Here is a 19619-nt window from a genome sequence, read left to right on the forward strand (position 1 = left end):
AAGCGTATCGCTCTCTATCGGAGGTTGTCGAGGTCGGCGAGGAACGCACGCAGCGTCTCGCGCGTGACGTGCGGCTGCATGACGAACCGGGCTTCACCCTGTTCGGTGCGCGAGAGCCGCCAGCCCGCCTCGCGAACCGCGTCGATCGTCTCGGTGCCGATGTCGGCCGCGACCAGCGGGAGCGTCGGCGAGACGACATCGGCCCCTCGCGAACGCAGTTCGGCCGCGAGCCACTCGGCGTTCGCCTGTGATGTCTCGTACTGCTCGCGGTAGCCTTCGGGCCACAGCGCGTCGAGCGCCGCGGCCGCGCTCGCCACGCCCGCCCCCGAGCGTGTCCCCGTCAGGGTAATCTGGCTCGTGGACTCGAGATACGGCGTGTCGACGGCGAGTTCGGCAAGCAGCGACTCCTCGCGCGCCAGTAGTCCACCGGCCGGCACGACCGCCTGACCCATCTTGTGCGGGTCGATGGTGAGCGTGTCGACGGCGGCGTCGGCGAACCCCCACGCGTGGTCGGTGAACGGCAGGACGAAGCCACCCCACGCGGCGTCGACGTGGAGGAGTGGGTCGCCGGGCGCGTCGGCGACGAGGTCGGCGAGCGCGGGAATCGGGTCGACGCGGCCGTACTCCGTCGAGCCGGCGACGCCGACGACTGCGACCGTGTCCTCGTCGATGAGTTCGGTGACCGCCTCCAGCGAGACGGTGTAGCCGTCGAGCGGGGCGACCCGGAGTTCGACGCCGAGCACGTCCGCGGCCTTCGTGAACGAGAAGTGGCCCGACGCCGGGACGACGACGTTCGGGTCGGGGGTGTCGGCCCGGTTTCGGGCCAGCCGGAGCGCCTGAATGTTCGCCTCGGTGCCGCCGGAGGCGACGTAGCCGGCCGGGTCGGCGAGGCCGGTGATATCTCCGAGGCGGTCCACGACCGTCGATTCGAGGTCGGCGACGGTCTCGTAGGTGCCGGGGTCGCCCGGGTTGGTGGCGATGAACCGCTCTGCGGCCTCGCGGGCGGCCGGGTGCGGCTCCGTACACATCGACGAGAGCACGCGCGAGAACGACTGCGGAATCCCCAACTCCATCTACCGACACGAGGCGGACGAGCGACTTTAATCACTCTACTTCGGCGGTCGCGTGGGTGGACTTATCTGCCGGGCCGGAGACGCTCGGATATGAGCGAGCGAGTCCGACTGGCATTCGACGGCGACGTTGCGACGCTGACCATCGACCGGCCCGAGCAGTACAACGCGCTCGACACCGCCACGCTGGAGGCGCTCGATGCGGCGCTGGACGAGGCTCGCGGCGAGGCGCAGGCCCTCGTCGTTACGGGCGCTGGCGACGACGCGTTCGTCGCCGGCGCGGACATCCCGGAGATGGCCGAGATGGACACGACGGAGGCCGAGGCGTACTCCCGGCTCGGCCACGACGTGATGTCGGCAGTCGAATCGTTCCCCGCGCCGGTCATCGCGGCCATCAACGGCTACGCCATCGGCGGCGGCTGTGAACTCGCCTTGGCGTGTGACTTCCGGGTCGCGAGCGAGCGGGCCGTCGTCGGCCACACCGAAATCGACCTCGGCATCACGCCGGGGTGGGGCGGCACACAGCGGCTCCCCAGACTCGTCGGCGACGAGACGGCGCGGCGGCTCATCATGTTCGGCGAACGAATCGACGCGAGCGACGCCTACAACCTCGGACTCGTCGGCGAGGTCGTCGCCCACGGCGAACTGGACGACCACGCCGCCGGGATGGCGCGCGACCTCGCGGCGAAGCCGACGACCGCGATGGCCGCCGCCAAGGAGTCACTCAATCAGGCGCGCGCGACCGACCTCGATGCGGGACTCGCCTTCGAGCGCCGGACGTGGGCGTCGCTGTTCGACACCGACGACCAGCGGGAGGGGATGGCGGCGTTCATCGAGAACCGCGACCCCGAGTTCGAGTAGTCAGGTCACGGCCGGCGCGGTCTCTTCGACCTCGGCGTAGGTCAACACGAGCGCGACGGCCGCCAGCGCCGCGACCGTCAGGAAGGGCCACGCGAAGCCGAACCGGACGAGCACGCCGGACACGAGCGGACCGGCGGCAATCCCGAAGCCGAACGCCGTCGTGAGCACCGACAGCGTGGTGCCGGACTCACCCTCGCGGGCGAGGTCACCGGCCACGGCGAGTCCGGGCGCGAACACCATCGCCACCGAGATTCCCTGCAGGAGTCGGAAGGCGAGCATCAACAGCGAGCCGGTGCCGACCCCGGCGACGGTCGCCGGAAGCACGTCCACGAACGCCGGAATCAGCCCCTGGAACGCGAGTGACGGAATCAGGAGGACGAACCCCCACACGAGGAAGGGCCGGCGGCCGTAGCGGTCCGACGCCCGGCCGATTGGCACCTGAAACAGCACGTTCGCGATGACGACCGCCGCGAACTGTATGGAAAAGAGAAACGGCGTCTGTCCGAGTTCGGCGTTGATGACCTCCTGTAGCGTCGCGAAGATGCCGATGCCGGTCGCCATCAAGAAGGTGCCGAGCCCGACGACGAAGACGGGGTCGAACCCGTCTTCGGTGCGGATGCGAATCGAGAGGTCCTCGCTCGCGGAGCCTTCGAGGTCCTCGGGGTCGTCGACGAGAATCGAGACGAGGACGAACGCGACGAGCGCACCGACGACCGCCACGGCGAAGGCGGCGTCGAAGCCCGACACCGTCGTCCCGAGCAGGTCGTAGCTGACGACCGTCTCGGAGGCGACGCCACCAGTGATGAGCAGCCCGGCGATAATCGGGCCGAAGCCGAAGCCGATGAGTCTGAAGGTGTTGAAAATCCCGAAGTCGTTGCCGCGGCCGGCGTCGTCGCTGTAGTCGTTGACCAGCGCGAGCACGATGGGGACCGTCAGCGCCGCGCCGATACCCTGCATCGCCCGCGCGGCCAGGACGGCCCAGTAGGAGGTGACGAACGGGTAGATTGCGCTCCCGACCGCGAGCACGACCAGTCCGGCGAGGATGTAGCGCTTCCGCGCGCCGGTCCGGTCGGAGAGCCGGCCGGTGAACGGCTGGAGCGAGCTGTTGAGCAGGCCGAACAGAGAAAGCACTACGCCGATGAGCAGTTCCGTCGAGACGCCGTCGAGTCCGGCGAGCGATACCTCGCCCGAGGCGATGTACAGCGGGAGGACGATGATGAGAAAGGAGTTGCCGAGCGAGTCGGCCATCCGGGCGAAGGCGAGCGCGAGCACACGATTGTCGGTCCCCAGAACCATTCACCCGACGTAGCGGCGAGACCGGCTTAAATCCAGACGCCTGCCGTCGGCGTCGGGGTCACCGTCCCGCTGTTGAGTCGCTCGATGGCCTCCGGGCCGACGGCGATGTCAGCGTAGATGACCCGGCCGTCGCGCGCGACGCCGATGCGCTCGATATCGAGGTCCGGCCCCTCCTCGTCCTCGTCGGCAAACAGCTCATCGAGGAGCGAGCGGAGGCGGTCCCGAGAGAGGAGGTCCGAGGGGTCGAAGACGACCGCCACCCGCAGTCTGTCGGGGTCGAACCGGTAGCCGAAGACGAGTCCCTTCGCCAGCGCGAGCGCGCGCTCGCCGTCTCCGGTCGTCTCCTGCTGGAGCGTCGCCAACCCCGTCTCGGAGACGCCGGCGACGAGCGCGTGGCCGTTCGTCACCGACAGACAGTGCCGGACCGGAGCGCGCTCGGTGAGCCGTGGGCCGGTGCCCGTCCGGGCGTCGATAGCCGCGTGGACGCCGTCGAGCGCGTTCAACTCGATCCCGAGCGTGACGCTCGCGACGAGCGCGCTCGAATCGTAGCCGACGCCGAAGGTGAAATCCGGCGGCTCGGGCTGGTCCGGCCCCTGAAACTGCGGCCAGTTGCGGCCGAGCGCGGGGGCGGAAGCGTAACACTGGTAGCCGCGATACGTCCCTTCGGGCGTGACGAGCCCGTCCTTGACGGGCCGGAAGGTGTCTGCTATCTCGGCGTCGATGGCGTCGGCGTCGAAGTCTCCCGTCGCGACGAGGGTGAGCCCCGCCTGCCCGCGCTGTGGCCGGCCGTACCCCGTCGCGAGGAGTCGGTTCACGTCGTCGAGTGCAATCGCCTCCGAGAAGTCGCGCGCGCGGTCGAGTCCGGACTGGAGTTCCTCGGGGAGCCGGTCGCTGTTCGCCCGCAGCGTCGGGACGTGGAGATTGGCGTAGACGTAGCTGTCGGTGTCGAACACCGCGCTCGCGCCGTGGTGCCAGCGAGCAGAGCGGGGTGGACCGTCGTCGAGGGCCGTACAGCCGGCGAGGGCGGCGACGCCGAGTGCACCGGCGGCGAGTACGTCACGACGGGATGGCATACGTGTCTCTCCGTAGCCACGAGGGAAGGTGTTTCGTCCGACCGTGGCGGCTCCACAACCCCGGGTTTAAGTTCCGCGCCGAGTCAACCAGGATACGATGCAGTTTTGCGACGAGTGTGGCTCGATGATGCACGCTGACGGCGACACGTGGGTGTGTCGCTCCTGCGGGTACGAAGAGCTGCGCGATTCAGCAAGCGAAGGTGCAATGACCACGACCGAAGGACAGGAGGACGACGACGTCGTCGACATGTCCGAGGTCGAAGACACCGAAATCGGGCCGACGACGGACGCGCGGTGTCCGAATCCCGACTGCGACGGCGAGCGCGCCCGCTACGAGATGAAACAGATTCGGGCGGCCGACGAGTCCGAGACGCGGTTTTTCACCTGTGTCGAGTGTGGCAAGAAGTGGCGCGAGGACGACAACTGACCGGACGTAGCTTTTCGTAGCTGTGGCCCCTCGCTCCGGTATGAGCGACCAGTGGCCCACGGTGTCCGACGGGGAACTCGAACGGGGTGGGTGGCGGCTGGCCGACCGGACGCGCGAGCGGCTGTTCGAGTTGCCACGGGTCACCGTCGACGGCCACACCTGCATGTACGAGGAGCCGAGCGTCGCCGCGCAGTTCGACACCGAGGAGCCGCTGTGTTTCTTCTTCGCCACGCGACTCGCCTTCCAGCCGGAGCTTCCGGGTGGGGCGAGCCGGCTCGTGGAGCCGATGATTCGGACCCGTGCCCGCTCGCAGTTTCTGGACGACCTTCGCGACCGCGGCTTCGTCGACCTGCAGTACCGGACCGACGACGACTTCCGGACCGCCGACGGCCACGGCGGCCAGTTGACGACCGTCCGCGGTCGGTGTCAGATCGACGACCGGACGCTGGACGCGACCGGCTGGCTGGCCGTCTGGCGGGCGGACGGGTTCTTCGTCGCCGGCGGTGGCTACCCGACCATCGACACCGAGCGAAACTACCGCGAGGAACTGTTGACGCTGCTCAGAAACGTCAGATAGGCGTCCGCGCGAAGGTGAGGTAGCCGGTGTGGCCGACGCCCCGGGTCGACGGCCGCGACCCGCGGTCGTCGAACGTCATCTCCCGCTGGATGGTCTCGACCGTCTCCACGCCGACGAGTCCGACCTCGCGGGCCGTCTCCACGCAGTCGCGCGAGGATTCGATGAACGGCGAGTACACCGCGACCGGGCCGCCGGGGACGAGCAGGTCGGGAGCCTGCGCGACGACCGACGCCGCGTCACCGGTGTCGAGCGTCAGCCCGTCGAACCCGGAGAGGGAATCGAGGTCGTCGGTCACGTCGCCGGTCCGCACGTCGACGCGGTCGGCGACCCCGGCCGTCGCCATGTTCTCGCGGGCCACGTCTGCGAAGTCGGGGTCTCGTTCGTAGGTGACGACCTCGATACCGTGGCGGGCGAGATAGACGGAAAGAATCCCGGTGCCGGTCCCGGCATCGAGCACGCGGTCGCCGTCGCCGAGTCCGAACTCGCCGAGGATGAGCCCTATGTCGCGGGGCATCATCGGCGCGCCGGTGCGGTCGAGGTGGTCGAACAGGTCCGGCCCGCGCGGTTCGCGAACCTCGAACGCCTCGCCGATGTGGGTCTCGACGGTGTCGCCCGGCTGTACGTCTGCGGGCACCTCCAGCACGCCGAGGTCGGACTCGTGGCGGTCGCCCGGCGCGAGCAGGAGCTCGCGGTTCTCGCGGACGAACAGGTAGCTCACTCCAGCCGTTCGACGGCCGCCGCGAGGTCGCCGTCGGTCGCCTCCAGCGCTTCGCGGGCCTCCTCGGCCGTGACGCCCGTGCGCCCGGCGACGATTTCGATGTCGGACTCGGGGATTGCGGCTTCTTCGTCCGCTTCGTCCGCTTCGTCGCTCTCTTCCCCAGCGGACGCGTCGCCGGCCTCGATGGCATCGGCGTCCAGCGGGCGCACGTCCGGTTCGCCGACGACCTGGTAGGTCGCCTGTCCCTGGGCGTCCATCTTCTGGACCTCCGCGTCGTCGAAGACGTACTCCTCGTCGTCCGTGCGGATGATGACCTCGTTGGCGTCGATTTCGGTGAGGTCGATACCCATCTGGTTCATCATCTGTTTCATCTTGCGCGGGTTCATGCCGCCGCCGCCTCCTCCAAACATACACGACCGGTGGCTCGCGTCGCTGAAAAGTGCTCCCTTTGTCCGGCTCCCGAGGTTCAAGTCGGATAGCGAACCACGCCCGACGTGACATAACAGTCACTCGCGGGGGTTCGCGGTAGTGCCGGCAGTCCCGCGAGGCGAGGCCGGCCTGTTAGCCCCGATTTCCGGACTTCACCTTTACCGCCATCCCGGTGTCGAACGTCTCGATAGCCGACGCCGGAAGCTCCGCGCGCCCGACGGCGAGCAGCCGCCCCGCCTCGTGGACGACGGCCACCTCGTCGCCCGGTCGAACCTCGCTGCCGACGGCCTGCACGAACTTCGCGAACACGTTCTTCCCCTCGCGGACGAACGGCTCGGACTCGTCCCCGACGACCACCCTCGCGGCCGGCGACGGGAGCGCGTCCATCAGCCGGCGACCGCCGGCGAGCCCGAGTCGGAAGCGCCCGTCGTCGCCGTAGGAGACGAGCCGCTCGCCGGCCGGCCGGCCGAGGTCGTCGTGGCCGCCGGCGTCCGGCCCGACGTGAATCTGCGACGGTCGCCCCGAGGTGGTGCGTCGCACCGCCGGCTCCTCGTCGTCGGGAAACAGCGCCGCGCCAGCGCCGCGGCCGAACTGGTAGTCGGCCACGGTCGCGAGCTGTCGGCGTTCGGTAGCGTCCATACCACGAGATGCGCGGTCCGGGTGATACGGCTTTCGCGTTCACGCGAACGGGTCCGTCCCGAGCGCCTGCGCCACCAGCGCCCGCGCCACGTCACCCAGCCGCCCCGGCTCCACGCCGACGCGCAGGTCCGCGACGACGCCGGCGTGGTCGGATGGCCACAGTCGCTGGTCACCGGCCTGCACGCGCGCGGCGTCGTCCACTGCCGTGAGCCGGGTCCCCAGCGGCCGCGCCGGCCCACCCGTCAGGACGAAATCCAACCGGAAGCCGAGTCCGCCACCGTCGAGTGTCGGGTCGCGACAGCAGGTGAACCCCGGCTCGCCGGTCGCGGCCGCGGCGTCGGTGAGTTGGCCGGCGAGCAGACTGTACGCCGACGGGTCCTCCGCGAGCGGACGGCTGTTCAGGTCGGCGAGCAAGACGAGCGCTCGCTCCTCGGGCAGTTGGTTGGCGAGCGCCTGTGCCTGCACGTAGCGGATGCGCCGGTCGGCAGCCGAGAGGTGCGTCGAGATTCCGACGACCGGCACGCCGTCGACGAAACAGTCCGCCCGACAGAAGCCGCGCGTCGCGACCAGCCGCCGGCCGTCGAGTCGCCGGCTCGCGTTGACGGTGAACTGCTGGGCGTCGGTCGCCTCGACCGCTACGTCCTCACGGACGAACAGCGCGTCCCGGTCGTGAAACCGCACGTCGAACTCCTCGCCGTCGTGTGCCGCGGGAAGTGTGATATCCGCGTTCGGCGAGACGGCGACCCGACGGTACTCCCCGCCCGCCTCCGCGACCCCTCGTTCGAACAGCGAGAGGAAATCAAACACCGGCTCGCCGTCGCGTTCGACGAGCGCCCCCTCCTGTACCCCGATGATGGCCGGCGACTCGGCCGTCAGTTCGGCGGCGAGAACGGCCATCCGCTCGGAGACGGGACTCGCTGCCAGCCGCGCGAATCGCTCTCCGACGAGTGCGGGGTCGAGTCGCTCCTGCGTGAGCAAATCGAGCAACGGAACGCCGAGCCCGAGGTTCTGCGTCGCGACCGTGGCCGAGGTCGCGAGCAACGGCCCGGTCGTCGCCGCGTAGCCCGCGCCGGCCACGAGTCCCCCACCGGCCCGGAGCGTGTCGCGTCTGGAGAGCTGCACGAGTACCACTCTCTCCCCCCGAGATGAAAAAATCGCCCGAGCTACTGCTCGACGCGCGTTACGTCGTCCAGCGTCTCGCGGCGGCGGACGACGCGCGTTTCGCCGTCCTCGATGGCGACCTCTGCGGGCCGCGGCTGTGAGTGGAACTGGCTCGCGAGCTCGTAGCCGTACGCGCCGGCGTTGCCGATGGCGAGGAGGTCCTCGCGGCGCGGCTCTGCGATAGGACGGTCCGTGCAGAACACGTCTGCGCTCGTGCAACACGGGCCACCGACGGAGACCGGCTTCGGCTCGCGGCCCGGTGTCGTGACGTTGCGAATCGGGTGGTACGAGTCGAACATCGCCGGCCGGATGAGCGTCGCGAGGGACGCGTCCACGCCGACCACTGTCGACCCGGGGGCCTCCTTCACCGTGTTGACCTCCGTGAGGATGAGCTCGGCGTCGGCGACGACGTACCGCCCGGGTTCGAGCTTGAGCTGTGCACCGAGGTCGCCGACCGCGTCGCGAATCTTGTCGGCGACGGACTCGATGTCGAGGGGTGGTTCGTCCTCGTGGTACGGGACGCCGTAGCCGCCCCCCACGTCGACGAACTCGAGGTCGTCGTCGCCCACGGCGCGGGCGATGTCCGCGACCTTGCCGACCGCGCGGGCGTGTTCGTCCACGTCGTCGGTGAGCACGCCGCTCCCGATGTGGGCGTGGATACCGACGAGGTCGAACCGCTCGCGCACGTCGGCAGCCACGTCCTCGACGGACGCCTCGGGGATGCCGAACTTCGCGTCCTTGCCGGTGGCGACCTTCTCGTGGTGGCCGGTCCCGATACCCGGATTGATGCGGATTGCGACGCGGCCGTCGTAGCCGCGTGCTTCGAGCCGGTCGAAGGTGTCGCGCGCACCGCCGGTGATGGTGAGCCCCGGATGCTCCTCGGCGAGTTCGACTGCCCTATCGAGGTCGCGGTCCGGCGGATTGACGGCGGTGTACTGGAGCGTGTTCGGGTCCGCGCCGGCGTCGATAGCGCGCTGGAGTTCCCCCCACGCCGCACACTCGATGTCGGCTCCCGCATCGAGCAGCGCCGAGAGGACGGCCTGTCCGGTGTGTGCCTTCGCCGCGTACATGACGTGTGCATCGGGGAAGGCGGCGTCGAACCGCTCGTAGTTGGCCTGCACGCGGTCGACATCGAGCACGTACAGCGGGGTGTCGTGCTCGGCGGCCAGCCGGTCGAGGCGGTCGTGGTCCCAATCGCTGAGCCGCTTGACGAGGTCGCTCATTCGCGGAGGGCGTCCTCGCGCTGGGTGGCTTCGAGCGTCTGTTCCTCGACGTGGGTGGCGACGACCGCCGGCTTGTACGCGCCCCCTTCGAAGAGGTCGTGGTCGCCGACGCTGGACTCGACGTAGCGGATGAACGCGCGCCGCTCCGGCGGGAGTTCGCCGTAGAGAATCTCCTCCTCGACGAGGTCGTAAACCGGGATGCGGGGCGTGAGCAGCGTGTTCTCGCCGACGACGGAGTTCTCTCCGACGACGAAGCCGGAGGTGACTCGACAGCCCGCGCCGAGCGAGACGCCGTCCTCGACGATGACCGGCGCGCTCTCGACGGGTTCGAGGACGCCGCCGATGAGCGTGTTCGCGCCGAGCTTCACGTCGTCGCCGATTTGGGCACACGAGCCGACCGTGTCACACGAGTCGACGAGCGTCCCGTCGCCGACGTGTGCGCCGATGTTGACGAAGCTCGGAGACATCATGATTGCGTCCGCGCCGATGTGTGCGCCACGGCGGATGACGGTCCCGCTTGGGGTGTTGCGCGTTCCCCGCGTCGGGAGGTCGTCCGTGTCGCGCAGCGGGAGCACGTCGTGGTAGCCCACGCCGCCGTGCTCGAAGGTCTGGATGGCGCGCAGTCCGAAGTTGAGGAGAATCCCCTGTTTGACCCACGCGTTCGCCTCCCACTCGCCGTCGCGCTTCTCGGCGGCCCGCACCTCGCCGGCTTCGAGCGCGTCGAGGAACGCGTCGAGGGTGTCGTACGCGTCCGCGTCGGCGGAGTCGGCGTCCACGGCGTCGGTCTGATAGCGGTCCCACAGGGTCGTGATCTCGGATTCGAGTGTCATAGTACGTCTGGAAAGTCGTACTCGCCGGCCGGTCGGCCCGCGAGCGCTTCGGCCGCATCGACCGCGCCCGCCGCGAAGACGCGGCGCGACTCGGCGCGATGGGTGAGCGTCACCACCTCGTCGTTGCCGGCGAGCAGCACCTCGTGTTCGCCCCGGACGTTGCCCGCCCGGCGAACGTGGACGCCGACCTCCTCGGGCGCGCGCTCGTGCTCGCCCTCGCGGCCGTGCGTCCGGTCGAGTTCGGTCTCCCGTGCGTCCTCGATATCGTCCAGCAGGGTGAGCGCGGTCCCGGACGGGGCATCGCGCTTCCCGTTGTGGTGGGTCTCCGTCAGTTCGACATCGTACTCGGGAAGGGCTTCGACGCCGGCCTGCACGATGTCGCGCAGCGCGTGCACGCCCCTCGCGAAGTTCGACGCTCGGAGCACGGGAATCTCGCGGGCGGCGTCGGCAAGCGCGGCGAACCCGTCGTCGTCGAAGCCCGTCGTCCCGACGACGAGCGGAACCCCTGTCTCGGCCGCGACGGCGGCGTGTTCGACGGTCGCCTCGGGCACGGTGAAGTCGATGAGTGCATCGGGGTCGGTCTCAGTCAGGACGGCCGCGAGGTCATCGAGGTCGCGCTGGTCGTCCGTCGGGTCGCGGGAGAGCGCGAGCACGTCGTGGTCGCGCTCCCGGAGTTCGGCGACGATTTCGCTGCCGGTGCGGCCGGTCGCGCCGGCGACGGCGACCTTCATACGTCCAGCCCGAGGTCGGTCAGGACGGCGCGCAGTTCCTCGCGACTCTCCTCTCGCAGCCGCGACAGCGGCGGGCGCATTGTCACTGGCTGCTGGTCGCACATCGCCTGTGCCTCCTTAATCGGAATCGGGTTCGTCTCGACGAACAGCGTTCGGAACAGCGGCCCGAGTTCGAACTGGAGTTCGCGGGCGGCCGCGTACTCGTCTGCGAGCGCGTGCTCGACCAGCCGGCTCGTCCGCTCGGGGACGAGGTTCGCGGCGACGGAGATGGCTCCCTTTCCGCCGAGTGACATGACGGGGAGCGTCAGCGCGTCGTCGCCGGAGAGCACGGCGAAGTTCTCCCCCCGGGTGCGCTCGATGACCTCGCCGACGCGGCCGAGGTCGCCGGATGCGGCCTTGTAGCCGACGATGTTCTCGTGGCTCGCGAGCGATTCGGCCGTCTCGACGGCGATGTTGCGTCCCGTCCGGCCGGGGACGTTGTAGACGATTTGGGGTAGATCCACCTCGTCGGCAACGGTGCGGAAGTGCTCCTCCATCCCCGCCGGCTCGGGAGTGTTGTAGTACGGCGAGATGAGCAGCAGGCCGTCCGCACCGGCCTCGGCTGCGCGCCGCGAGAGGTCAAGCGCCTCCTCGGTGTTGTTCGAGCCGGAGCCGGCGACGACGGGGACCGAGTCGACCGCCTCGACGGCCGCCTCGATGACGGCGACGTGTTCGTCGTGGGTCATGGTCGCGGACTCGCCGGTGGTGCCGACGGGAACGACGCCGTGGACGCCCTCGCGCTCGACGCGGCGAACGTTCTGTTTGAAAGTCTCGAAGTCGATGCTGCCGTCCTCGTGGAACGGGGTCGTGAGTGCCGGCATCGCGCCGGTGAATGTATCGTGTGTCATGGGTTTCGGTAGGTACTCGAAGTCTGTGCTCGGCCCGACCAACGACGGGTCGCCATCCCGCCGAGAGTCACAACTGCGCTCACTTCGACTTCGAGCAGTCACCGTCGCGGGCGGGGGCAACGGTAACAGCGCCAGAACCCGGAGACGGATGCATACACCAGACGCGAGCGCGCGACCAGTTAGCGTTTGCGCCCTCGGCACGTCTCTCGCTCCCAGAAGGTTCATACCCGCCTGTTTACAACCGACGGTAATGAGCGAGGTCGCGGTGAGCGTCGTCCTCCCGGCGTACAACGAGGAGGAGACCATCGAACACACCGTCCGGACGACTCTCGACACCCTCGGGGCGTTTCTCCCAGCGGGGAGCTTCGAGGTCATCATCGCCGAGGACGGCTGTGACGACGCCACCCCCGACATCGCAGACCGACTCGCCGCCGAGGACTCCCGCATTCGACACTTCCACTCCGACGAGCGACTGGGCCGCGGTGGCGCACTCGAACGTGCCTTCCGGGCGAGCGAGGGCGAGACGCTCGTCTACTTCGATACGGACCTCGCGACCGACATGTCCCACCTCGAAGAGCTGGTCGAGTCCGTCCGGACCGAGGGGTACGACGTGGCGACCGGCTCCCGCCGGATCCCCGGCGAGAAACAGGACCGCGAGCCACAGCGTGGCTTCGCGTCGACCGGGTACAACACGCTTGTCAAGCTGTTCTTGCGCTCTGACCTCCACGACCACCAGTGTGGATTCAAGGCGTTCGACCGCGCCGTGTTGTTCGACTTACTCGAGAACACGGAAGACGACCACTGGTTTTGGGACACGGAGGTGCTCGTGCGCGCACAGCGGGCGGGCTACGATATCAAGGAGTTTCCCGTCCGGTGGACGCCGAAAGGCGACACGAAGGTCGACCTCGTCCGAGACGTGTTCGGGATGGGGAGCCAGATTCTCCGCGTCTGGTGGGAGTTTTCGATTAGGCCGCGGGCGACCCGCCGGGCCGGACTCGTCGCCGGGACGCTGCTCACTCTCGCCGCGCTCGCGTTGATGACGGTGTATCTCGACCCCGACGCGATTCTCGACGCCATTCGCGGGGCCGACTACCGGCTGGTCGCGCTCGCCGCCGGCGTCTACGCCCTCTCGTGGCCGCTGCGGGGACAGCGCTACCGCGACATCCTGCGCGAACTCGGCTACGACGGCGACCTGCTGTTCATGACGGGCGCGGTGTTCATCTCACAGACCGGCAACCTCGTCTTCCCCGCCCGCGCGGGCGATGCCGTGCGCGCGTACGTCGTGAAAGCCCGCCGGAAGATTCCGTACCCGAGCGGCTTCGCCTCCCTCGCCGTCGAGCGCGTCTTCGATTTGCTTGCGATTACGGTGCTCGCCGGCGCGGTCCTCGTCGGCTTGCTCGCCACGGGTGGAGCCGACGGGCTGGCGGAGGCGATCGCGGCCGACATCGGCACCGTCGAGATTGGCGGGCAATCAATCGCGCCGGGTGCAGCGGCCAGAACCGCGCTCCGGGTGGCCGCGGTGGTCGGCGTGCTCGCCATCGCCGGCGTCGCCGTCATCGTCGCGAGCGCGCGCCGCGACACCGACCTCGTCCACCGGTTCGTCAGCGCCATCAGCGACGACTCCTACGCCGAGTACGTCTCGACGGCCATCGGCCAGTTCGTCGGCGACGTGCAGGCGGTCGCCGGCGACGGCGGTGCCTTCGCCCGCATCGGACTGTCGAGTCTCCTCGTGTGGGGTATCGACGTGGTGACGGCCATCGTCGTGCTCGCCGCGTTTCAGGTGCCGGTGACGCCGTATCTGATTGCGGTGTCCTTCTTCGCCGTCAGCGTCGGCAACCTCGCGAAAATCGTCCCGCTCTCGCCGGGCGGTATCGGTCTGTACGAGGGAGCCTTCACCCTCATCGTCGTCGGCTTCACCGCCAACATCACCGCGCCGGTCGCCATCGCGGTCGCCGTCCTCGACCACGCGGTCAAGAACATCGTCACGATGATCGGTGGAATCGCCGCCACGCTCGTGTTCAACGTCTCGCTCGTCGAGGCCGTCGAGGGAGCCGCCGAGGTGGACGAGCCGGTCAGTAGTGAGCAGTGAGGAAGGGACCGAGTGACCCCGCCACCGCTGTCCGGAGCGCTTCCGTTCGGTTCGTCACGCCGCCCGTGAGTGCGCCGGCAGCGCCTTGACTCTCCGCCACGCCGTCCTCGTTTAGCACGTCGTCCATCACCGGGCCGAGTTCCTCGCCGGCGTCGACGCGCGCGGTGATGGCGTCGGGGAGCCGGAGGGACGGCCCGCTGCCGCGACCCCACCGTTCACCGTCGGTCGCTGCGGCCCACATGATGAGCCAGAGACCGTCCGTGTCGGGGAGTCGTGCGACCCCGCCCTCCAGTCCGACACCGAGGTCCGCGTCGGTCGCGGCGAGTGCGTTCGCCGCGCGGGTCTCCGCACCCTCGACGGTCTCGGCGATGCCGACCGGCTGTTCGCTCACGCCCGACTCGACGCCGACCGCCTCGACCGTCGCCGAGTCGTGTGCCCTCGCGACTGCGTCGCGCTTCACCGGATTACCGCTGCCGACTGCGATGTGCATACCCCCTCTGTTCGCCGGGCGCGGTTGTGTGTTTGCACACAACTATCCTGATAAATAGGCACTGTCTCTCCGAGCGACGGCGTTGTTTTCGCCAGATACGCGGCGTCTACAACGCGCGACCAGAACACTCTTATACTGGGTTCGTGAATGTCAGGTCAAGCGTTCGCTATCGGGCCGTCTGGAGTATCCACGTCCGGTAGCCCCCGCCAGCTACCATCCATGAGCGACCACCTTCGCATTCACACGTCCGAGGATGAGACCGAGACCGAGGAAACGAGCGAGAGCCAGACCGGCTGTCCCGAGTGTGGCGGCAACGTCACCACGACCAGCGACCACGAGACCGTCTGTGAGGACTGCGGGCTCGTCGTCGACGAGGACAACATCGACCGCGGGCCGGAGTGGCGCGCGTTCGACTCCGCCGAGAAGGACAAGAAGTCCCGCGTCGGTGCGCCGACGACGAACATGATGCACGACAAGGGCCTCTCGACGAACATCGACTGGCGCGACCAGGACGCGTACGGCAACTCGCTGTCCTCGAATCAGCGCCAGAAGATGCAGCGGCTCCGGAAGTGGAACGAGCGGTTCCGCACCCGCGACTCCAAGGAGCGCAACCTCAAGCAGGCGCTCGGCGAAATCGACCGCATGGCTTCTGCTCTCGGTCTCCCCGAAAACGTCCGCGAAACAGCGTCGGTCATCTACCGGCGCGCGCTCGACGAGAACCTCCTGCCCGGCCGCTCCATCGAGGGCGTCTCGACCTCGGCCGTCTACGCCGCCGCGCGACAGGCCGGTGTCCCACGCAGCCTCGACGAGATTGCTGACGTGTCCCGGGTCGAGAAGGACGAAATCGCGCGCACCTACCGCTACGTCGTGCGCGAACTCGGCCTGGAGGTCGCCCCCGCCGACCCCGAGAGCTACGTCCCCCGGTTCGCCTCCTCGCTCGGACTCTCCGACGAGGCGGAAAACCGCGCGCGCCAGCTCCTGAAGAACGCCAAGGAACAGGGCGTCCACTCCGGCAAGTCGCCGGTCGGACTCGCCGCCGCCGCGGTGTACGCGGCCGCGCTACTCACGAACGAGAAGACGACGCAGGCTGCCGTCTCGGAGGTCGCCGACATCTCCGAGGTCACCATCCGCAACCGCTACCACGAGCTGCTGGAGGCCGAGCAGGGTCTCCCGATGGCGTAGAGCCGATCTCCGTTTCTTCTACGGATACGTCTCGTTCCGCTGTGTTCTGTCGGGAGTACGAACGACGACTGCAGGCTCAGATACCCTTACTCATCAGGTGTGAGCGAATCACGTCGGCGTCTTTGCTCCCCGCGCCGGTGTTGAGTAAGACGACGATGTCGTCCTCGCCGAACGCACCCTCCTCCGCGAGCTTCTGTGCGCCCGACGTTGCCGCCGAGCAGGTGACGCCCATCTCGACGCCCTCCTTCTGCGCGACGGTGAGTGCCGCCTCCAGAATCTCCTTGTCCGGGGTGGCGACCGCGCCGCCGCCCGATTCTTCGAGCGCGTCGAGGATGAGCGGGCTCGCACCGGGGTCCGGAATCTCGATGCCCCCGCAGATGGTGTCGGGCTGTTCCCACGGCTCGTGTTCCGCTGCCCCGGACTCGAACGCCTTCACGATGGGCGCACACCCGTCCGACTGTGCGGCCCACATCGCCGGGAGGTCGTCGGTGAGACCTAGCTCTTGCAGTTCGGTCGCGGCCTTGTGCATCCCGACGAGCCCGACGCCGCCGCCCGTCGGGTAGACGACGTGGTCGGGCACTTCCCAGTCCAGCTGTTCGACCGTCTCGTACAGCATCGTCTTCTTCCCCTCGTGGCGGTACGGCGTCACGAACGTCTTGACCGAGTGCCACTCCGGGTGGTCGGCGATAGCGTTCTCGTAGGCCGCGCCGGCGTCGCCGATGCGCCCCTCGACGACCGTCATCTCCCCGCCGTGGACGTTGATCATCGCCTTGTTGACGAAGGACGCGCGCGTCGGGATGAACGTCTCCGAGTCCATGCCGGCGTTGGCGGCGTAGGCGCTCGCCGCCTGCCCGGCGTTGCCCGCCGTCGCGAGGGCGACGGTCTCCGCGTCGTGTTGGGCGGCCGCGGTCACGGCCATCGCCTGGCCGCGGTCCTTGAACGTCCCCGTCGGATTGCGCCCCTCGTCCTTGATGTACACTTGCCCGACGCCGAGCTCCTCGGCCAGGTTCGGCGCTTCCACGAGCGGGGTGTTCCCCTCGTCGAGCGTGACGGCGGCCGACTCGGGGAACGGCAGCAGCGACTCGTAGCGCCACAGCCCGCGTCCGTTCCCGGAGACGGTCGCTCGGGTCACGTCCAGCGCGTCGTAATCGTACTCGGGGTCGAGGATGCCGCCGCAGTCGGGACACCGACCGGGGGCCTCGGCCGCGTCGAACAGCGTCTCGCAGTCCGTACACCGCAGTCCCGTGAACGCGTCCGTCGTCTCCATACCGCTCATAGTCGCGGCGCGAACTAACCTCTATCCCTCTCGATACTGGTGGTTTTTCCTCGGGGCACCCGTACGCATGGTATGCACATCACCGTCGCCGGCGCGGGGCTGGCTGGACTCACGGCCGCTGCCCGACTCGCCGAGGCCGGCCACGAGGTCACGGTCTTCGAGGAGCGCGAGACGGTCGGCGGGCGCGTCCGCTCGACCCGCGCGGACGGCTACACCTTCGACCGCGGCTATCAGGTCCTGTTCACGGGATACCCCGCCGTCCAGCGGGAACTCGACGTGGACGCGCTCGACATCGGCTCGTTCGTGCCGGGCGCGACGCTCGCGCGCGACAACCACCGGTCGACGCTCGCCGACCCGCTGCGCGCCCCATCGACCCTCGTCGACTCCGCGCTCAACCGCGACGTGCGTTTTCAGGACAAACTGAACACGCTTCGACTCCAGCGCTCGCTCGCCCGCGACGACTACGCCGACCTGCTCGACCGCGACGACCAGACCATCGCCGAGTATCTCCGCGAGTTCGGCTTCTCGGACGCCTACATCGAGCGGTTCGTCGCCCCCTTCTACGGCGGTATCACGCTCGACCGCTCGCTCCAGACCGCGGCGAACGTCTTCCAGTACACGTACAAGGCGCTCTCCGACGGGAAGGTCGGGCTTCCCGCCGACGGGATGGGCGCCATCCCCGAGCAGTTGGCAGCCCGCGCCCGCGAGGCCGGCGCGCGCATCGAACTCGGTCGCGGGGTCGAGGAGGTACAGGCCGACGACTCGGGCGCGACCGTCGCGGTCGGCTCGGAGACGGTCGAGGCCGACGGCGTGGTCGTCGCGACCGACCCGCACGCGGCGGGGGAGCTGACCGGCGTCTCGACGCCCGACGGCGCGAAGGCGTGTGTGACCCAACACTTCACCTTTCCCGCCCACCGGAAGCTCCGGACCGGGCGGCGCATCATCCTGAACATGGCCGACGGTCGACCGAACACCGTCTCCCCGACGACGGACGCACAGCCCGCCTACACGCCCGACGACACGCAACTGTTCGTCGCGAACTTCATCGGGGAACGCGAGGAGTCCGAGACGGAACTCGCAGAACAGGTCCGGGAGGCGATGGCGTCATGGTATCCGGAGACGCGCTTCGACGAGTTCGAGCTTCGCCACACCGACCGCGTCGAGTTCGCGCAGTTCCCACAGCCGCCGGGCTACCGAGGAAATCTGCCCGCGCCGGACGCGCCCGACGGGAACGCGGTGCTCGCGGGCGATTACACGCGCTGGTGTTCGATTCAGGGGTCGCTGGAATCCGGGCGCGTGGCCGCTGACCTCGCCGCGAACTTCGCGTAACCCGCCAGCCACAGACCGAAGCGTTTTCTCTCGCGGGGGCCGGCGTCCGAGTATGCAAGGTGGAGGCTCTACGGACATGACGCTCGCGTTCGAGCTGTCGGCACTCAAACAGCTCGCGGACCCGGAATCGGTGTTCGCGGACGCTCGGACGTGGAGCGAGTACGTCGGCGTCGTCAGTGACAAACCCACCTACGTGGTGACCAACTTCACGCGGAAAAACCGCATCCGGCAGGACTTCTTCTCCGGACCGCGGGGGAAAGCGGAGTCGCTGGAGAACGTCAAGCGCCAGTTCGACACCGACCGTCACGTCTTCATCGCCCCGCCGGGCGAGGACGAGGACGTGGCCGCCGAGGTCGGCTGGGAGTTCGTCCCCATCGAGCAGGCCGCCGAGGCCGCCGAGTGGGAGCTCGGCGACCCGGAGGCGACGCGCAAAGCCCGCGAAGGCGACGACGAACGCGACGACTGGCCGTAGATGGACGGACCGACCGCACTCACCGAAGCCGTCCGCGAACTCCGCGACCGCGGTGGAGCCCCGCTCGCGGCCTTCCTCGCGGCGGTCGGCGTCACGACGCTCGTGGCGCGCGACTCGATACTGCAGGCCATCACGCGCCGACAGGAGCTGCTCGACTCGATATACGCCTTCTACGCCGACGCCGGCATCGACCAGAGCCAGCTGCCGGACCTGACCAACCTCGCGACGCCGCTCGCCGTCGATATCTCCTACGGAGCCGGCGTCGCACTGCTGTTCGTCGCCGCGCTGCTCGCCGAGTTCGGCACCATCGTCGTGCTCCGCGTCGTCGCGGGTGAATCGCCCCGGCAGGCCGCGACGCGACGCATCGGCCGGACGCTCGTCTTCGGCTTCCTCGCCGGGACAGTCGTCCGGCTCCTGACGGTGTTCGGACTCGTCTTGTTCATCCTCCCCGGCATCTTCATCGGCGTGTCGCTGCTCTTCGTCCACGCGAGCATCGTCATCGACGACACCGGGCCGCTGGCGGCGTTCGGGCGGTCGTGGGAGCTCACGTCCGGTCGCCGGTTCGAGGTGGTCAGCGTCGGGCTGATGCTCGTCGCGCTGTACGCGACCCCGCGTGCCTTCGCCCCGCTCATCCCCGGGACGCCCGGCGTCGTCGTCATGGGCGCGGCCAGCGGGCTGGCCCTCCTCCTCTCGGCGGGCGTCGTCGGGCGGACGTACCTGGCTCTGCGCGACGGCGAGCCGGACGCCGAGTCCACCGACGACGAGCCGGACGACGAGGACGACCCGTACGACGCGGCGCTGGGGGCGGACGACCTCCCGGAGCCGGAGTAAGAGAGAGCTTTTACGTCGGGCGGTCGGA

21 protein-coding genes are annotated in these 19619 nt (G+C 69.0%); 8 read left to right on the forward strand and 13 right to left on the reverse strand.

What is annotated here, in order from left to right:
- Positions 1-14 precede the first annotated feature (14 nt).
- On the reverse strand, positions 15-1073 hold the full coding sequence (gene mfnA / locus DM818_RS10860) for a tyrosine decarboxylase MfnA (RefSeq protein ID WP_123124207.1): 1059 nt from the start codon (positions 1071-1073) through the stop codon (positions 15-17).
- Between the two features lie 90 nt (positions 1074-1163).
- Between mfnA and DM818_RS10865 the strand changes: the two genes are divergently transcribed.
- Entirely contained in the window at positions 1164-1931 is a 768-nt protein-coding gene (locus DM818_RS10865; protein ID WP_075936710.1) for an enoyl-CoA hydratase/isomerase family protein, read from the forward strand.
- On the opposite strand, the gene DM818_RS10870 is transcribed toward DM818_RS10865, so the two are convergent.
- Both DM818_RS10870 and DM818_RS10875 read right to left on the reverse strand, forming a co-directional pair.
- Entirely contained in the window at positions 1932-3227 is a 1296-nt protein-coding gene (locus DM818_RS10870) for an MFS transporter (RefSeq protein WP_075936709.1), read from the reverse strand.
- 26 nt (positions 3228-3253) lie between these two features.
- A complete protein-coding gene (locus tag DM818_RS10875; RefSeq protein ID WP_123124206.1) occupies positions 3254-4300 on the reverse strand; it encodes a hypothetical protein in 1047 nt (348 codons plus the stop codon).
- 97 nt (positions 4301-4397) lie between these two features.
- Between DM818_RS10875 and DM818_RS10880 the strand changes: the two genes are divergently transcribed.
- Both DM818_RS10880 and DM818_RS10885 read left to right on the forward strand, forming a co-directional pair.
- Positions 4398-4727 carry a transcription factor S gene (locus tag DM818_RS10880; RefSeq protein ID WP_075936707.1) on the forward strand — a complete coding sequence of 110 codons (330 nt, stop codon included), beginning with the start codon at positions 4398-4400 and terminating at the stop codon, positions 4725-4727.
- Positions 4728-4767: 40 nt separating this feature from the next.
- Positions 4768-5304 carry a hypothetical protein gene (locus DM818_RS10885; RefSeq protein WP_075936706.1) on the forward strand — a complete coding sequence of 179 codons (537 nt, stop codon included), beginning with the start codon at positions 4768-4770 and terminating at the stop codon, positions 5302-5304.
- Here DM818_RS10885 and DM818_RS10890 read toward each other — a convergent pair.
- The 8 genes from DM818_RS10890 to dapA form a co-directional block, all read right to left on the reverse strand.
- Positions 5297-6022 (reverse strand): methyltransferase domain-containing protein, encoded by a 726-nt coding sequence (locus tag DM818_RS10890; RefSeq protein WP_075936705.1) that lies wholly within the window; start codon positions 6020-6022, stop codon positions 5297-5299. The two genes, DM818_RS10885 and DM818_RS10890, sit on opposite strands and share 8 nt — an antisense overlap.
- Positions 6019-6432 (reverse strand): nascent polypeptide-associated complex protein, encoded by a 414-nt coding sequence (locus DM818_RS10895; protein WP_123124205.1) that lies wholly within the window; start codon positions 6430-6432, stop codon positions 6019-6021. The genes DM818_RS10890 and DM818_RS10895 overlap by 4 nt, the downstream gene beginning before the upstream one ends.
- 151 nt (positions 6433-6583) lie before the next feature.
- Positions 6584-7090 (reverse strand): PUA domain-containing protein, encoded by a 507-nt coding sequence (locus DM818_RS10900; protein ID WP_123124204.1) that lies wholly within the window; start codon positions 7088-7090, stop codon positions 6584-6586.
- A 39-nt stretch (positions 7091-7129) separates the two neighbouring features.
- Complete coding sequence (locus DM818_RS10905) at positions 7130-8212, reverse strand: endonuclease/exonuclease/phosphatase family protein (RefSeq protein ID WP_123124203.1); 1083 nt, start codon at positions 8210-8212, stop codon at positions 7130-7132.
- Between the two features lie 41 nt (positions 8213-8253).
- Positions 8254-9474, reverse strand: coding sequence for a diaminopimelate decarboxylase (gene lysA / locus DM818_RS10910; protein ID WP_075936701.1), 1221 nt, complete (start codon positions 9472-9474; stop codon positions 8254-8256).
- Complete coding sequence (locus tag DM818_RS10915; RefSeq protein WP_075936700.1) at positions 9471-10304, reverse strand: 2,3,4,5-tetrahydropyridine-2,6-dicarboxylate N-succinyltransferase; 834 nt, start codon at positions 10302-10304, stop codon at positions 9471-9473. The genes lysA and DM818_RS10915 overlap by 4 nt, the downstream gene beginning before the upstream one ends.
- On the reverse strand, positions 10301-11035 hold the full coding sequence (gene dapB / locus DM818_RS10920; protein ID WP_075936699.1) for a 4-hydroxy-tetrahydrodipicolinate reductase: 735 nt from the start codon (positions 11033-11035) through the stop codon (positions 10301-10303). The genes DM818_RS10915 and dapB overlap by 4 nt, the downstream gene beginning before the upstream one ends.
- Positions 11032-11922: a 4-hydroxy-tetrahydrodipicolinate synthase gene (gene dapA / locus DM818_RS10925; protein WP_075936698.1), complete on the reverse strand. Its 891-nt coding sequence runs from the start codon at positions 11920-11922 to the stop codon at positions 11032-11034. Before dapA ends, dapB begins: the two co-directional genes overlap by 4 nt.
- Positions 11923-12172: 250 nt before the next feature.
- Between dapA and DM818_RS10930 the strand changes: the two genes are divergently transcribed.
- Positions 12173-14011 (forward strand): flippase-like domain-containing protein, encoded by a 1839-nt coding sequence (locus tag DM818_RS10930; protein ID WP_075936697.1) that lies wholly within the window; start codon positions 12173-12175, stop codon positions 14009-14011.
- Here the strand turns inward: DM818_RS10930 and DM818_RS10935 are convergent.
- Positions 13995-14501, reverse strand: a complete 507-nt coding sequence (locus DM818_RS10935; RefSeq protein ID WP_075936696.1) for a DUF84 family protein — start codon at positions 14499-14501, stop codon at positions 13995-13997. The genes DM818_RS10930 and DM818_RS10935 overlap by 17 nt on opposite strands.
- A 219-nt stretch (positions 14502-14720) precedes the next feature.
- On the opposite strand from DM818_RS10935, the gene DM818_RS10940 reads away from it, so the two are divergent.
- Positions 14721-15683 carry a transcription initiation factor IIB gene (locus DM818_RS10940; protein WP_123124202.1) on the forward strand — a complete coding sequence of 321 codons (963 nt, stop codon included), beginning with the start codon at positions 14721-14723 and terminating at the stop codon, positions 15681-15683.
- A gap of 76 nt (positions 15684-15759) precedes the next feature.
- On the opposite strand, the gene DM818_RS10945 is transcribed toward DM818_RS10940, so the two are convergent.
- Positions 15760-16950, reverse strand: a complete 1191-nt coding sequence (locus DM818_RS10945) for a threonine synthase (protein ID WP_123124201.1) — start codon at positions 16948-16950, stop codon at positions 15760-15762.
- 81 nt (positions 16951-17031) lie between these two features.
- Between DM818_RS10945 and DM818_RS10950 the strand changes: the two genes are divergently transcribed.
- Genes DM818_RS10950 through DM818_RS10960 form a run of 3 tightly spaced genes read left to right on the forward strand, consistent with a single transcriptional unit; the run spans position 17032 to position 19591 of the window.
- Positions 17032-18288: an NAD(P)/FAD-dependent oxidoreductase gene (locus DM818_RS10950; RefSeq protein WP_123124200.1), complete on the forward strand. Its 1257-nt coding sequence runs from the start codon at positions 17032-17034 to the stop codon at positions 18286-18288.
- Between the two features lie 52 nt (positions 18289-18340).
- Positions 18341-18760: a DUF7124 domain-containing protein gene (locus DM818_RS10955; RefSeq protein ID WP_075936692.1), complete on the forward strand. Its 420-nt coding sequence runs from the start codon at positions 18341-18343 to the stop codon at positions 18758-18760.
- Positions 18761-19591: a hypothetical protein gene (locus tag DM818_RS10960; protein WP_123124199.1), complete on the forward strand. Its 831-nt coding sequence runs from the start codon at positions 18761-18763 to the stop codon at positions 19589-19591. It begins immediately after the preceding gene.
- Positions 19592-19619: the final 28 nt, after the last annotated feature.

The sequence above is a fragment of the Halosegnis longus genome, from assembly GCF_009663395.1.
Taxonomy (GTDB): Archaea; Halobacteriota; Halobacteria; order Halobacteriales; family Haloarculaceae; genus Halosegnis; species Halosegnis longus.

Excerpts from the sequence above, each read along its gene's own strand:
- mfnA (WP_123124207.1), bottom strand. The coding sequence starts at position 1,073 with ATGGAGTTGGGGATTCCGCAGTCGTTCTCGCGCGTGCTCTCGTCGATG.
- DM818_RS10865 (WP_075936710.1), top strand. The coding sequence starts at position 1,164 with ATGAGCGAGCGAGTCCGACTGGCATTCGACGGCGACGTTGCGACGCTG.
- DM818_RS10870 (WP_075936709.1), bottom strand. The coding sequence starts at position 3,227 with ATGGTTCTGGGGACCGACAATCGTGTGCTCGCGCTCGCCTTCGCCCGG.
- DM818_RS10875 (WP_123124206.1), bottom strand. The coding sequence starts at position 4,300 with ATGCCATCCCGTCGTGACGTACTCGCCGCCGGTGCACTCGGCGTCGCC.
- DM818_RS10880 (WP_075936707.1), top strand. The coding sequence starts at position 4,398 with ATGCAGTTTTGCGACGAGTGTGGCTCGATGATGCACGCTGACGGCGAC.
- DM818_RS10885 (WP_075936706.1), top strand. The coding sequence starts at position 4,768 with ATGAGCGACCAGTGGCCCACGGTGTCCGACGGGGAACTCGAACGGGGT.
- DM818_RS10895 (WP_123124205.1), bottom strand. The coding sequence starts at position 6,432 with ATGTTTGGAGGAGGCGGCGGCGGCATGAACCCGCGCAAGATGAAACAG.
- DM818_RS10900 (WP_123124204.1), bottom strand. The coding sequence starts at position 7,090 with ATGGACGCTACCGAACGCCGACAGCTCGCGACCGTGGCCGACTACCAG.
- lysA (WP_075936701.1), bottom strand. The coding sequence starts at position 9,474 with ATGAGCGACCTCGTCAAGCGGCTCAGCGATTGGGACCACGACCGCCTC.
- DM818_RS10915 (WP_075936700.1), bottom strand. The coding sequence starts at position 10,304 with ATGACACTCGAATCCGAGATCACGACCCTGTGGGACCGCTATCAGACC.
- dapB (WP_075936699.1), bottom strand. The coding sequence starts at position 11,035 with ATGAAGGTCGCCGTCGCCGGCGCGACCGGCCGCACCGGCAGCGAAATC.
- dapA (WP_075936698.1), bottom strand. The coding sequence starts at position 11,922 with ATGACACACGATACATTCACCGGCGCGATGCCGGCACTCACGACCCCG.
- DM818_RS10930 (WP_075936697.1), top strand. The coding sequence starts at position 12,173 with ATGAGCGAGGTCGCGGTGAGCGTCGTCCTCCCGGCGTACAACGAGGAG.
- DM818_RS10935 (WP_075936696.1), bottom strand. The coding sequence starts at position 14,501 with ATGCACATCGCAGTCGGCAGCGGTAATCCGGTGAAGCGCGACGCAGTC.
- DM818_RS10940 (WP_123124202.1), top strand. The coding sequence starts at position 14,721 with ATGAGCGACCACCTTCGCATTCACACGTCCGAGGATGAGACCGAGACC.
- DM818_RS10945 (WP_123124201.1), bottom strand. The coding sequence starts at position 16,950 with ATGGAGACGACGGACGCGTTCACGGGACTGCGGTGTACGGACTGCGAG.
- DM818_RS10950 (WP_123124200.1), top strand. The coding sequence starts at position 17,032 with ATGCACATCACCGTCGCCGGCGCGGGGCTGGCTGGACTCACGGCCGCT.
- DM818_RS10955 (WP_075936692.1), top strand. The coding sequence starts at position 18,341 with ATGCAAGGTGGAGGCTCTACGGACATGACGCTCGCGTTCGAGCTGTCG.
- DM818_RS10960 (WP_123124199.1), top strand. The coding sequence starts at position 18,761 with ATGGACGGACCGACCGCACTCACCGAAGCCGTCCGCGAACTCCGCGAC.